At 43.3% G+C, this 14,116-nt stretch carries 12 protein-coding genes; 11 read left to right on the top strand and 1 reads right to left on the bottom strand.

What is annotated here, in order from left to right; all coding sequences use genetic code 11:
• Positions 1-76 precede the first annotated feature (76 nt).
• From argS to ACLD6A_RS04910, 7 genes are all read left to right on the top strand, one after another.
• Positions 77-1,873 (top strand): arginine--tRNA ligase, encoded by a 1,797-nt coding sequence (gene argS / locus ACLD6A_RS04940; protein ID WP_410313744.1) that lies wholly within the window; start codon positions 77-79, stop codon positions 1,871-1,873.
• 254 nt (positions 1,874-2,127) lie between these two features.
• On the top strand, positions 2,128-3,684 hold the full coding sequence (brnQ, locus tag ACLD6A_RS04935; RefSeq protein WP_155114929.1) for a branched-chain amino acid transport system II carrier protein: 1,557 nt from the start codon (positions 2,128-2,130) through the stop codon (positions 3,682-3,684).
• 370 nt (positions 3,685-4,054) lie between these two features.
• The gene (locus ACLD6A_RS04930; RefSeq protein WP_004134171.1) at positions 4,055-5,335 is read left to right on the top strand and encodes an ABC transporter substrate-binding protein; all 1,281 of its coding nucleotides are present in this window, start codon (positions 4,055-4,057) and stop codon (positions 5,333-5,335) included.
• Between the two features lie 2 nt (positions 5,336-5,337).
• Positions 5,338-6,303, top strand: coding sequence for a carbohydrate ABC transporter permease (locus tag ACLD6A_RS04925; protein WP_004134174.1), 966 nt, complete (start codon positions 5,338-5,340; stop codon positions 6,301-6,303).
• A complete protein-coding gene (locus ACLD6A_RS04920; protein ID WP_004134175.1) occupies positions 6,287-7,129 on the top strand; it encodes a carbohydrate ABC transporter permease in 843 nt (280 codons plus the stop codon). The genes ACLD6A_RS04925 and ACLD6A_RS04920 overlap by 17 nt, the downstream gene beginning before the upstream one ends.
• 55 nt (positions 7,130-7,184) lie before the next feature.
• On the top strand, positions 7,185-8,579 hold the full coding sequence (locus ACLD6A_RS04915; RefSeq protein ID WP_410313743.1) for a glycoside hydrolase family 13 protein: 1,395 nt from the start codon (positions 7,185-7,187) through the stop codon (positions 8,577-8,579).
• Positions 8,576-9,640, top strand: a complete 1,065-nt coding sequence (locus tag ACLD6A_RS04910; protein WP_019260677.1) for a LacI family DNA-binding transcriptional regulator — start codon at positions 8,576-8,578, stop codon at positions 9,638-9,640. Before ACLD6A_RS04915 ends, ACLD6A_RS04910 begins: the two co-directional genes overlap by 4 nt.
• Before the next feature lie 24 nt (positions 9,641-9,664).
• Here the strand turns inward: ACLD6A_RS04910 and ACLD6A_RS04905 are convergent, their stop codons facing one another.
• Complete coding sequence (locus ACLD6A_RS04905) at positions 9,665-10,012, bottom strand: phenylpyruvate tautomerase MIF-related protein (protein ID WP_410313742.1); 348 nt, start codon at positions 10,010-10,012, stop codon at positions 9,665-9,667.
• A gap of 84 nt (positions 10,013-10,096) precedes the next feature.
• Between ACLD6A_RS04905 and ACLD6A_RS04900 the strand changes: the two genes are divergently transcribed.
• The 4 genes from ACLD6A_RS04900 to gltX are packed head-to-tail and all read left to right on the top strand — an operon-like array spanning position 10,097 to position 13,986.
• Positions 10,097-10,606: a GtrA family protein gene (locus ACLD6A_RS04900; protein ID WP_410313741.1), complete on the top strand. Its 510-nt coding sequence runs from the start codon at positions 10,097-10,099 to the stop codon at positions 10,604-10,606.
• A 15-nt stretch (positions 10,607-10,621) separates the two neighbouring features.
• Positions 10,622-11,350, top strand: coding sequence for a histidine phosphatase family protein (locus tag ACLD6A_RS04895; RefSeq protein WP_004134185.1), 729 nt, complete (start codon positions 10,622-10,624; stop codon positions 11,348-11,350).
• Positions 11,351-11,382: 32 nt separating this feature from the next.
• The gene (locus ACLD6A_RS04890) at positions 11,383-12,396 is read left to right on the top strand and encodes a hypothetical protein (protein WP_410313740.1); all 1,014 of its coding nucleotides are present in this window, start codon (positions 11,383-11,385) and stop codon (positions 12,394-12,396) included.
• Positions 12,397-12,423: 27 nt separating this feature from the next.
• Positions 12,424-13,986 carry a glutamate--tRNA ligase gene (gene gltX / locus ACLD6A_RS04885; protein WP_410313739.1) on the top strand — a complete coding sequence of 521 codons (1,563 nt, stop codon included), beginning with the start codon at positions 12,424-12,426 and terminating at the stop codon, positions 13,984-13,986.
• The last annotated feature ends 130 nt before the right edge of the window (positions 13,987-14,116 follow it).

Raw genomic sequence — 14,116 nt, 5'->3', positions numbered from 1 at the left:
TACCTTACATTCAGAATAATGCAATTCAATGCGCTATAATCTCAAAGCATCGCGCGGTAACGCTAGACTGTAAACCATGAATCCAGAAAGCTTAAGTGAATTAATTGAAAAAATCGCTAAAGATTTAGTAGAAAATGGTAAAGCTGGCAGTCTAACAGAAGATTTGATTCCTGCAGCCGAAAAACTTGCGGTAATGCGACCAAAAGATCGCGCACACGGCGATTGGGCTACGAATGTTGCTATGCAACTTGCGAAAAAAGCTGGTATGAAGCCTCACGATTTGTCGGAACTTTTTGCTGAGCGTTTGCAAGAAGCGCAAGGTATTGCGTCTGTAGAAGTGGCAGGCCCTGGCTTTATTAACATAACGCTTGATTCTGCGTCTGCAGCGGCTGTTGTTGACGAAGTCTTAAAGCAGGGTGCTAATTTTGGTAAAAATGCGCACTTGGGTGGCAAAACTTTAAATCTTGAGTTTGTTTCTGCAAACCCAACTGGACCAATTCATATTGGTGGCACGCGCTGGGCGGCAGTTGGCGATTCCATGGCTCGAGTCTTGGAAGCGAACGGCGCAAAAGTTGTGCGCGAATACTACTTCAACGATCATGGCGAGCAAATCAATCGTTTTGCAAAGTCTTTAGTTGCTGCAGCTCACGGAGAAGAAACTCCTGCAGACGGCTACAAAGGCGCGTATATTAACGAAATCGCGGATGCTGTTATAAAAGAAGCACAAGCAGACGGCGTTGATGTTCTTTCTTTGCCAAGAATTGATCTTGGAAAAGACGAGGAAGGTTTGCCACTTGGCGAAGGTGATTCCGAGCAGCGCGAAGAGTTCCGCAAGAGCGCAGTGCCAATGATGTTTGCCGAAATTCGCAAGTCAATGCGCGATTTTCGCGTTAGTTTCGACGTGTGGTTCCACGAAAACAGCCTGTACGAGGATGGCGAAGTTGAGCGTGCTATTGCGGACTTGCGTGAGCGTGGAGATATTTTCGAAAAAGATGGCGCAACTTGGTTTGAATCCACTAAGCATGGCGACGACAAGGATCGCGTAATTATTAAGTCCGACGGAAACTACGCTTACTTTGCTGCAGATATTGCGTACTACCGCAACAAGCGTCACCGTGAGCAGAATCCTGCAGACGTGGCAATCTACATGCTTGGCGCGGATCATCACGGCTATATTGGCCGAATGATGGCAATGTGCGCGGCTTTTGGAGACAAGCCGGGCGAAAACATGCAGATTCTTATTGGTCAGCTTGTAAACGTTATGAAAGACGGAAAACCTGTGCGCATGAGCAAGCGTGCTGGAAACGTTATTACGATTGACGATTTAGTTGATGCAATTGGCGTTGACGCTTCGCGTTATTCGCTTGCGCGCACCGACTACAACACAAGCGTTGATATTGATTTGGACTTGCTCGCTTCTCACAGCAACGATAATCCTGTGTACTACGTGCAATACGCTCACGCGCGCAGTTGCAATGTGGCTCGTAACGCGGCAGATGCTGGAATTACGCAAGATGGCGCTGATTTGAGCTTGCTTAATACCGAGGCTGACGGCGAAGTGTTGGCTGCTTTGGCGCAATGGCCTGCAGCTCTTGCACAAGCTGGCGATTTGCGCGCTCCTCACCGCGTTGCGCATTATCTTGAGGATTTGGCTGCAAGCTACCACAAGTGGTACAACCTTGAGCGCGTGGTGCCAATGGAGTTAAGCGACCCAGAAGATCGTTTGCCAGAAGCTGAGCGCGAAGCAGTTCGCATTGCAAAGTGCCCAGAGCCAGCTCGTGCTGCAGCTCGTTTAAAGCTTAACGCTGCTGTGCGCACAGTTATTGCAGCTGGTCTTGATTTACTTGGTGTTTCTGCACCAGAAAAGATGTGATTTTGCTTATTTTATATAAGATTTAGAGCAAAAATATATAGCATTTTTTGATTACATAGGACGTTGGTAATATGCCAGCGTCCTATTTATTTTTGATTAGAAGACACGCGCGAGATTGTAAATTTATGCTGATTAAGTACATGTGATTTATTAAGATACCCCCTAATATTATTTTCGCTTTAAATCCACAATAAAGTCAGGGATTTAGCTGAATAATATGCTTAAACAATTTTCACCATATAGGAGGTGTAAGCATGAGCGTCACAACACAAAGTGTCAGCACAGACAGTGCCCCGAAAAAAAGGAACTTGACAATTATTGAATCCGCGTACGTGGCGGTCATGTTGTTTGGCATGTTCTTTGGCGCTGGAAACCTGATTTTCCCAGTATTTCTTGGTGCTAACGCGGGCAACAATTCTGCGCCTGCAGCATTAGGTTTTATTGTTACTGGCGTTGGTTTGCCGTTGTTAGGCGTCACGGCTCTTGCAATGAGCCGCGCAAACGGTCTTTTTGAGCTTTCGAGCAAAGCTAGCAAAAAGTACGGCATGTTCTTCACTTGTGTGCTGTATTTAACTATTGGCCCGTTCTTTGCAATTCCGCGCTGCGCAACAACTTCATACACTGTTGGCTTAGAGCGCGTTATTCCACAAGATGGAAACGGTCAGCTTTACTTATTCTTGTTCTCCGTAGTGTTCTTTGCGCTTGCGTTCTTCTTTGCTATGAAGCCAAGCGGAATACTTACGTGGGTTGGTAAAGTTCTTACGCCAATCTTCCTTGTGTTCCTAGCGGTTTTGGTGTTTACTGCACTATTTTCTCCTGTAAGCGGCGCTTCTGCGGATGCTGCTCCTATGGGAAATTACGTTAATAAGTCATTCTTTACAGGATTCTTAGATGGTTATAACACAATGGATGCTTTAGCTAGCTTGGCATTTGGAATTGTGGTTGTTAGCACCATTCGTCAGTTTGGTGTCAAAGATCCTAAAGATGTGGCAGTAAATACTGCTCGTTCTGGTTTCTTTAGCTGCTTGCTTATGGCAGTGATTTACGTTGCGATTGTTATTGTTGGTGTGCGTAGCCGCGCTCTGTTCCCACCTGCGGAAAATGGTGGCGTAACTTTGGCGCAAGTTGCACGCTACCATCTTGGAAATGCTGGCTTGTTTGTGCTTGCTGCAACTGTAACGCTTGCCTGCTTAAAAACTGCGGTTGGCTTAATCGTAAGCTGCTCGGAAACCTTCTCTAAATTATTCCCTAAGGGTCCTAGCTACAGAGTTTGGGCTGTGTTGATTACGCTTGTTTCGTTTGGTCTTGCAAACTTTGGTTTGAGCGCAATCATCGAATATGCGGTTCCAGTATTGATGTTCTTGTATCCACTGTCAATCGTATTGATTCTTTTGGCTTTGTGCGGTCGACTTTTTGGAAATTCCAAAGTCGTGTACGCTTGGACGCTTGGTTTTACTGGCGTTGCAGCTGTATTTGACTTTTTGAATAGTTTGCCAACAGCTTTGCGCAACGCATTGCATATGAACGATATGTTGATTGTTGCTCAAAACTGGCTGCCGTTCTCGGAATTTGGCATGGCTTGGGTTTGCCCTGCTGTTGTTGGATTTGTTGTTGGCTATGTTCGCATGGTTTTATGTGACAACAAAGGTATGGAAGAAGTGGCTCGTGTAGCTGCTGGCCCAAATCTTGAAGGCAGTGTTGCTAGTAGCGATGACTATTCTTCAAGCGATGCTGAGTTTAACGAGTCTGCTGACTTCGCTGTATCTGCTAAGTCTACTGCTGACGAACCTAATTTTAGTGAGCAATCCTAAAGTTTTGTAGAGTCGCGTAAAAGTTATAATAATCGCCATATTTTGATGCGTATTTTACGTAACAAGATATGGCGATTTTTGTATAAAACGCGCACTTGACTTATTTATTGGAACGATTTAGTATATTTCAATAACGAACAAAATAATGTGCAATCTAAAGTAATTCTCGCTTAGCCAGTAAAGCAAGATACAAAAATGCACGCGTCTAATGCTCGATGCTGAGGCATTAGCAAAAGTGGTTGTTCATGAGTGAAAGGAGTAAACGACGCTGTTTGCAGCAGAAGTCTGGCGTTGCTATATATCAAATGATTCATTGGGCGGTATGTCCAAGAACCTAAGTTTCTCTAAATATTTCTAAGGAAGAACAACGATGTTGAAACTAAAAAAGTTTGGAGCAATCTCTATGATGCTCGCTGCTGCGCTGTCTCTTACTGCATGCGGTGGCGGCACAAGCTCTACAAGTAATACTCAAGGTAAAACAACCGTTTCTGTTTGGCACTACTGGGATGGTGCTAATGCAGATGCTTTCGATAAAAAAGTAAAAGCATTTAATGCTTCGCATAAGAACATTGAGATTAAAACTACGAATGTTCCTAATGCTGATTTCTTAACAAAATTACGCGCATCTGCTACGTCAAATACTTTGCCTGATATGGCAATAGGTGATTTGATTTGGATGCCTCAAATGGCGCAAATTGGCAAATCTGCAGACTTAAAAAATCTTCTCAAGCCTGAAGTAATTGACAATATTAACCCAGCATTAAAGAATTTCGGCTCAATTGATGGTCACTTAGTATCCGTTCCAATGTCAGCCAATAATCTTGCGTATATGTACAATCGCACAGTATTTAAGAAGGCTGGTTTAGATCCAGATAAGCCGCCAAAAACTTGGGATGAATTAAAGCAAATGGCAAAGCAGATTAAGGATAAGACTGGTCTTCCAGGTTACGATTTGCCAACTGAAGCAGGAGACAGCGGTGAGGCTCTTACTTGGAACTTCCAAGTCAATCTTTGGCAAGCCGGTGGCGAATTCTTAAAGAAAGATAACTCTGCTGCAGCATTTAACACTCCTGCAGGTAAGAAAGCTGCAAACTTCTGGATGGATCTTATTAAAAGTGGAGTGAGCCCATATGCTGGATGGGGCAAGTTTGAAAAAGGTCAAGGTGGTTCTGCACAGGAAGGTTCATGGATGGTAGGTATTTGGGCTGCTGATCCGCCGTTTGATTTTGCTGCAGCGCCATTGCCAACCCCTGAAGGTGGTAAGCCATCTACCAACCTTGGCGGAGAACAGGCAATGCTATTTAATAATGATGATGCAAAAGTAAAAGCCGCTGCTGAATTTGTGACTTGGTTCTTGCAAGATAAACAAGTTCTTGATTGGTGTGAATCTACCGGCTTCCTGCCTGCAACAAAGAGTGCAGCTAGCAACGCAGAGTATCGTTCTTGGGTTGAGAAGAAAGAGCCTCGCTTGCTGCCATACATTGAACAAATGGCAACTGCTCATACTCGCCCGAACACCAAACTATATCCACAGATTTCGTTGGCATTCGCAAAAGAAATGGAAAAAGCATTTTCTGGCGAAGTAAATGTTGATACTGCATTAAAGAATGCAGAAAAAGCAGTCAACGACGTAATAGCGCAAGGTAAGTAGTCATGCGTAATCCGATAGCACAGCTAAAAAATAAGCAGCCAGCTACTATTGACAACGTAAAAGTTGGCAGTAGCAAGCTGATGCGAAATGATCATAAAACTGTAGGAAAATGGGAGCAAATTCTCACAGCATGGGGATTATTGCTTCCTGGATTAGTGATTCTCGTCATCTTCACTTTTTATCCAATTATTTCTGCAGCCTACACGAGCTTAACGAATTGGAACGGTTTTTCTGCAAATCCAGATTTTATTGGATTGAAGAATTATGTAAAACTATCTCAAGATCCAGAATTTTGGAATAGTTTAACTGTGACTGTTATATATGCGTTTGGCGTAGCTGTGTTATCGGTTGTTTCCGGTTTGATTTTTGCGGTATTACTAGATGCGCCAATTCGCGCTCGCGGATTGTATCGCACCATATATTTCCTTCCTGTCGTTACCTCCTCGGTGGCTGTAGCAATTGTATGGAAATATATGCTGGATCCATCGGGTCTTGTAAATTCGGTACTCTCATCCCTCGGTATTTCAGGACCCGACTGGCTCCACGATAAGTGGCTAGCATTATTTGCTACTATATTTCTTACAGTTTGGAAGAACTTAGGTTTTAATATCATTCTATATTTGACTGCTTTGCAATCTCTTTCTAAGTCGACTTATGAAGCGGCAAGTCTTGATGGTGCTACGAGCTGGCAACAGCTGCGTTATATTACAGTTCCTCTGTTGAGACCAATGACATTCTTCGTGGTTGTTCAAGCGCTGATTAGCAGTTTCCAATCATTTGATTTAATTTATGTGTTTACTGAAGGCGGTCCTCGAGGAGGCACTGACGTACTAGGAATGTTTATGTATCGTCAAGCATTTAGGTTAGGCAATTTCGGTTATGGCACAGCAATCGCGATAGCATCGCTGGTGTTAGTTCTTATCGTAACTCTTGTGCAATGGAAGGTAAGTAATGCAGAAAATAAGTAAGGTCTTTACGAGATTGCGTTCGTTGCATCTTGCTCGACATATTGTACTAATTGTTGGTGCAGCCTCAGTACTCATTCCATTTATGTGGATGTTTACAACGTCGTTGCAAACAAAAGCTGAGACGTATGCCGTTCAGTCAGTGATTCCAACATCGTGGCATTGGGAAAACTATTTGCATGCTTGGCAAAGTGCTCCGTTTGCAAATTATTATATTAATAGCTTGATTATGTCGGCAATTATTGTAGTTGGTCATCTTGCGTTCGACGCTATGGCAGCTTTTGCTTTTGCGCGATTAGAGTTTCCTGGAAAGAAAATATTATTTGTGCTTCTGCTTTCTGCATTCATGGTTCCAGCCTTCGTAACTGTTATACCTATGTACGGTATTATTGCTCAGCTGCGTTGGATTGATACTATGGCAGCGTTAACGGTTCCTCGTTTGGCTGATGTATTTGGCATTATTTTGCTGCGTCAGCATTTTAGTACTATCCCGCGTGAACTTGATGAAGCTGCACGAATTGATGGATGTTCAAGTCTTGGTATTTTTATTAAAGTTATTCTGCCGCTTTCTAAGCCAGCTCTTGCAACTCTTGGTGTGTTCTCATTCCTATTTGCGTGGAATGATTTCCTGTGGCCTCTGTTGGTTACAAATGCTGAAGAAATGCGTACTATACAAATCGGATTAAGTGGTTTTGTTGGGCGTTATGGTACGTCATGGAATTATTTAATGGCTGGAACTTTGACGTCAACGTTACCATCAATTATTATTTTCTTCTTCTTCCAAAAAGCTCTTGAACGAGGAATAGCTTCTACTGGTCTTAAAGATTGAAGAAGTGATAAAACTTTCGTAATTTGTAAAATTAATTATTTGTTAGGAACAAGTCATGCAACCTGAGTGGGTAAAATCAAGCGTATTTTATCAAATTTTTCCGGAGCGCTTCGCAAATGCAAATGCTTCTATTAACCCTAATCCTGTAGAATCATGGGATAAATCTCCAACTAGAGATAATTTTTTCGGTGGTGATTTGCAAGGTATTAGTAAACATCTTCCATATCTTGCGGATATGGGTATAAATGCTCTGTATCTTACCCCAATTTTCCAAGCAGATACGAATCATCGTTATGATGCTACTGATTATTTCAAAATTGATTCTCGACTTGGCAATGACTCAGATTTTGATGAATTTATTAAACGTGCTCATGAATTGCAGATTCGTGTAGTTTTAGATGGCGTATTTAATCATTGTGGAATAGGTCATTGGGCTTTCCAAGATGTTGTTCGCAACGGTGAACAATCACAATATGTTAATTGGTTTTCGGTAGAGGGATTTCCTGTAGTGTCTCATCCGGAACCGAATTATAAAACATGTTCAGGCTGCTACTATTTGCCAAAATGGAATGTGTATAATCCAGAAGTGCGTAGACATCACTATAACGTTGCTAAATATTGGTTAAATCGTGGTATTGATGGTTGGCGTTTAGATGTTCCATATTTCGTCAATAAAACATTTTGGAAAGGTTTCCATAATATAGTGAAATCTTTTGGAGATGATAAATACTTAGTAGCTGAAGAATGGCGTAACCCTTCTCAATGGCTTACTCCTGAACTTATGGATGGAACCATGAATTATACTGTTCGTGATTTAGTCCTAGGTTTTTGCGCTGATGAAACTTTGGATGCTTATGATTTTGCAGATGGCATGAATGCTTTGTATAACGATATTCCGGAAGAGCATCGCTCTTGTATGTTGAATTTGCTTGGTAGTCATGATACTGAGCGCTTGCTTACGCGCACAAAGGCTCATGAATATGCTTGGGATACACCTGCTGAAGACGCTGAGAATTTAGCTTACGCTTTGCTATTCGCTGCTGATGGTGCTCCTATGGTGTATTACGGCGATGAAAATGGCATGGAAGGAGAAAATGATCCGGGTTGCCGCGCTCCTATGATTTGGAATAAGAATGATTGGAATTTATCTGTTCGTAAAACAGTTTGCAAATTAATGCGTCTACGTAGAGAAAATGCTGCTCTACAATATGGAAGGCAGCATGTAGCTGCTTTGGGAAAACATACTGTGTGTATCACTCGTACTTTGCCTTCAGGGCGTGCATGCTTATGTTTAGTGCATCGAGGATCTGGAGCTTACATCAATTGTGATGATTTGCCAGTGCGTATGGATCGTGCGCTATTTGGTGTGCCAAGTATAATAGGTAATCAATACCGTATGGGCGAAAAATCCATTATATTGTATGAAGGTGAAGCAGTAGGGAAGCTATGAATGTTCGTAGAGTGACTATTAAGGATGTTGCAAAGAAAGCTAATGTTTCCAAGTCTGCAGTATCTTTTGCATATAATGATCCGTCAAAACTGTCTGAGGCGACGGTTGAGCATATTATGCAAACTGCTGAAGAAATGGGATATGTGCGAAGTGCAACAGCTAGAGCATTGCGCACGAATTCTTCGAATGCGTTGGGCTTGTTGCTGCCGCAAGGTATTGATACTATTTTGCAAAATCCTTATTATTCACTTTTGATTCAAGGCATTGGGCAGGTTTGCCAGTCAGAAGGCTACACTTTGATGCTTGTTCCTCCGCTAAGAGGTTCAATGTTAAAAGCTATTCCTACAGCTGCAGTAAGTGGTTTTATAATTTGCGGCTTGGAAGCTGAGCGTGCAGAAGTTGTTGAAATTTTGAATAAGCACGTTCCGGTAGTAATTGTTGATCCTGCTCAACCTATTAACGTTCCAACTGTAGAAGTCGACGATGAGCATGATTTTGAAGATTTAGTAGATAGACTCATTGATTTAGGCCATAGGAATATTGGTATTGCAGCAATTGAAACGAAATCGCATACTGATTATCCTGGATGGCAAGGAATAGTTGGTAGGCGCATGGCAAGTGTTGTGCGTGCGCTTAAAAAGCATAACTTGTCACCTGAAGATAAAGAAATTACCGTTATAGAAACGCCTTGCACATATCAGGGTGGGGCTGATGTTTTCAACAAAATGTGGAATGATACTAGTCTCGAATATAGGCCTACTGCGATTGTGTCGTTTAGTGACATCATTGCGTTGGGTGTGCTTGGGGCAGCTCAACAGCAAGGATTACGCGTTCCTGAAGATCTTTCCATTACGGGTTATGACGATTTGCCTTTATCTACAATTTGCACGCCTAGATTGACTACGGTTCATCAGCCAATTACTTCAAAAGGACGCTTGGCTGCAGAAAGTTTGATTGATCAAATACGTTTTAATGAAGAATCTTTGCCTGTTTCGCATAAAAAACTAGGAACTGCCCTCATCGTGCGTGAATCGGTTGGGGCAGCTCCTCTTAAGAAGTAGTTTATATATTCTGCAGTTTTTTATTTAGAAGTTGCTGCCGTTCCAACCCCAGTCAGTGGTTGCGGTGTAGCGAATATAAGTGCGATCCTGTGGCACGCCAAGCTCGTTCTCCAAAGCTGCCATAATCTGCTGAGTCAACTTTTCCCAAGCAGACTCAGGTACGCTGGAACCAAACACGTTCACCTCAACGTAAGCTGCAGGCTTGGAATCGTCTCCTGCAAAATAAATCGGCATATTGTCCTCGAATGGGCACATAAGCCAATGCTCACTTTTGCCTGGAACGGCGTTAATTGCTCTGCCGTAAGCTTCTTTTAATGCGTCGCGCTGGGCAGGTGTTGTGCTTACAGAAACATGAGTGTGAATAACTGGCATAATTGCTCCCTTGCTAAATTTAGTAAGTTTTATTACGTAACAATTATATGTTAATTGTTAGCCGTCGCGTGTTTAATGGAATGTATGAAAAAGCTTATTGAACAGGTTGTGAAATTCGGTATTGTCGGCATTATTGCGTTGATTATTGACGTTGCGCTGCTGAATTTGTTGCTGCTTGTGCACGTAAATAACGTGGTTGCTGGCACTATTTCGTTTATTATTTCGCTTATTTTTAACTATATTGCGAGCATGAAATACGTGTTTAAGCACCGCGAAGACATGGCTCGTTGGATGGAGCTGCTGATTTTCGTTATTTCTGCAGTTATTGGATTGCTTATTAACGATGCGATTATTTGGGCTAGTACTTTTGGAATGACAGCGGCTATGAGCAAAACTGCAATATACGTGCTTAGAACGAATATTGGTAAGTTAATTGCGACGGTTGTTGTGGCAGTGTGGAATTTTGTGATTCGTAAGTGGCTGCTTGACGACACTAAATCCAAAAAGCCGGGTTACGTAGCTGAAGAAGATACAAGTTTTGCGCATCGCTTGGGCGAATGGTCGCTAAATCATACGCCAAAAGGTTGGAAGTAAAAGTAGGAGTTAGGAATGCCGGCTACAACAATTCATTTTGTGCGTCATGGGGAAGTAGATAATCCGAATCATGTGCTGTACGAGCGCCTGCCGGGATTTCATCTTTCTGCGCGAGGTGTGCGAATGGCAAGAGCTACGGCGCAATATATTGCAACAGTTCCGCAAATGCGAGGAATTAGTGCAATATACTCGTCTCCTCTTGATCGCACTCGCGAAACAGCGCGCGAAATTGAGGATGCTTTGCGTGCTATTCCTGATTCTTGCTACGTAAAAGCACACTGCGGTGAGGATTCTTCGCAATCTTCTGTAAAATCTTCTGCGCAATCTTCGGTTCAATCTCATGAAAGCGACATTATTTTAGATAAGCGTTTGATTGAAGCTGGCAATAATTTCCGAGGGAAAAGAATCGGCTACGGTGAAGGTGCGTTGTGGAAAAACAATAACTGGAAGCTTGTTGCAAATTTGTGGAAGCCAAGTTGGGGAGAAAGCTACCGCAGTATTGCTACTCGCGTTGGTGATTTTGCACGCGAGCAGGTTCGTAAGCATCCTGGTGAGCAAATTGTGGCTGTAACACATGAGTCGCCGATTTGGTCTTATCGTCACCTGCTGGAAACTGGCCATGCTGAGCACAATATGCTTCTTCGCCACACAGCATTGGCGTCAATTACTTCTATTACTTACGATTGCAAGACTTTGCGCGTACTTTCTATTACGTATGTAGATCCTGCAGCAAACGTTAAGTAGAAGTAAAAGCTGCGAATGTAAAGGAGCGTTCGATGGTAGCTTCTAATGGAACAATAGGAATCGAAAACGTGGGAATTGAAAAAGTGGAAATCGAAACCATAAAAAATCTAAATAACGCAGCTCAATCCGCCGCAAATTTGACAGCATTGTGGCCATTAACAGAAGCTCGTCACCTTGATAACGACGCAAAATACGCGGAAAATCTGGAAGTGCGCTCAATGCGAGCAATAGCGCGAATGCTAACGAATCTTGACGTGACCGTTCCGGATGCTGAATTTGTGTACGAAGGTGCGGACGAGATTCCGGGCAGACCGCAAGAAATTGTTGACGCTTTGCTTTCGGCTGCGGACGCCTACGATGCAATGGATTCGTGCTATGAGCCTAATTATGACGAAGCGGAAGCAGAAATTTTAGAAAACGACGTCAATAATAACGTCAATAATATAGAAACTATTTTTAATAAACTTGCCTATCACTCTTCTGCGGATGCTGATGCAATTAATAGCGCTGCAGATACGTTGGGAGTACAAGGAAATTGGGTTGCTGAAGATTTACAAAACGCTATCGAATACGCAAAAAAGCAATCCTTTGAATACAGGGAATCTGTAGAGTCGCAAAAAATTATTCTGGTTTTGTGTATTCTTATCAAGCTAGTTTCAAAAACTAGTGATATTAAAGAAACTTTACCGATTTTCCTTTATATTAACGAAGTATGCGAGTGCGCTGGCGTGCCTCGCATGATGTTTAAAGATACTCAGTGGCGTGAACTTGTTGATTACGTGCGCAATTCGCAAGTAGATTGCAATGAAAGTAACGAAAGTAACGAAAGTAACGAAAGTAACGAAAATAGTATTAGCGCTTTAATTAATTTTGCGGCGCCTTTGTTGGCTGCGGAATGGCAAAAGCATCGTGAAGACGTGCTGTGGGATCCAGAAGTTGCTAAGAAGCTTGCAAAAGAAGAAGACGATCGTAAATCTCGCGAAGCATTGGCAGCAAAATTTGCGCATGTAGAGGGAAATAAGGAATCTACGCAAGCTTTGGACTGATGCAATCCGTCCGTAACGCGCGGCACAATGGAATCTATGACTGATACAGAGGAAACTCAAAACGCTGCGCAAGTTGCAGCAAAATCCGCAAAGCCTGAACTTCCAAAGAATGTTCGTGTGCGTTTTTGCCCTTCGCCAACTGGCACACCTCACGTGGGTATGGTTCGTACCGCGCTGTTTAATTGGGCAGAGGCTCGCCATACTCACGGCAAATTGCTGTTCCGCATTGAAGATACCGATAATGAGCGCGATAGCGAAGAAAGCTACCAGCAGATTATTGAGGCTCTTCGTTGGCTTAATATTGATTGGGATGAGGGCATTGATGTTGGCGGAGACAACGGCCCGTACCGCCAGTCCCAGCGCATGGAAATTTATAAAGACGTAGCACAAAAGCTTTTTGAAGCAGGATACGCTTACGAATCCTTCTCTACTCCTGAAGAAATTAAGGAGCGTAATATTGCTGCTGGCCGTCCAGCTGAGTTTGGTTACGATGGTTACGATCGCAATCTTACGGAAGAGCAGAAGCAAGCTTTCCGTGCGGAAGGCCGCAAGCCTGCGCTTCGCTTGAAGATGCCAAATGAAGACATTACTTTTAACGATTTAATTCGTGGCGAAATCACCTTTAAAGCTGGATCTGTTCCAGATTATGTGATTGTGCGCCCGAATGGCGATCCGCTTTACACGCTTACGAACCCTGTTGATGACGCTTTAATGGACGTGAACGTGGTTTTGCGCGGTGAAGATATTCTTAGCTCCACACCTCGCCAGATTGTGCTTTACCGTTACCTTATGGAAATGGGTATTGCTAAGGAAACTCCACTTTACGGCCATATGCCTTACGTTATGGGCGAAGGTAAGAAGAAGCTTTCTAAGCGAGATCCAGAGTCCAACTTGTTCTTGCATAGGGATAACGGCTTTATTCCAGAAGGCTTGCTGAATTACTTGGCTTTGCTTGGATGGTCTATTGCGCCGGATCGTGACGTGTTCACTATGGACGAGATGGTTGAAAAGTTCGATGTGCGCGATGTTAAGGCAAATCCTGCACACTTTGACTTGGATAAAGCAATTTCGATTAACGCTGAGCATATTCGCATGCTTGAGCCTCAAGATTTCTTGAACCGTTCCGTGCCTTACTTGCATAAGGATGACGTAGTTAGCGCGGATAATTGGGATGCATTAACTGACCGCGAGCGTGAAGTTCTCACAGCTGCAGCTCCACTCGTGCAGCCTCGCGTGCGTTTGCTTGGTGAGGTTGCTGGAATGGTTGGAAGTCTTCTTAGTGAAGATGGCTACATTGCTCCAGATGATGACGCTCGTAAGCAGTTGAAGGAGTCCGCAGGAGAGGTTCTTGACGCTGCGCTCGCTGCCTTGAAGGACGTTGATGCTTCTGATTGGCATACTGATTCCTTGCATGAGCTTTTGAACAAGAAGCTTGTTGAGGAAGCTGGTTACAAGCCGCGCTTGGCGTTTGGCCCTGTGCGCGTGGCACTTTCTGGCCGTCGCGTTTCTCCTCCACTGTTTGAGTCCATGGAAATCGTGGGCAAAGACGTGACTTTGGCGCGTTTGGCTGGATTGCGCGAGCACTTGTAAATCGCAAATAATTTATAAGCGCAAATAAAATTTGAATAAGGCGGGAGTGTGGCATTATTGCTGCATTTCCGCCTTTTTATTTGTTTTATGCTTAATATATTTTCGACACGCCGCGGTTGCAAGTATTTGC

It is taken from the genome of Gardnerella sp. Marseille-Q9691 (genome assembly GCF_046507715.1).
Classification (GTDB): Bacteria; Actinomycetota; Actinomycetes; order Actinomycetales; family Bifidobacteriaceae; genus Bifidobacterium; species Bifidobacterium greenwoodii.
Note: the sequence above shows the minus strand (reverse complement) of the source record. Positions and strands in the feature narration are given on the sequence as shown.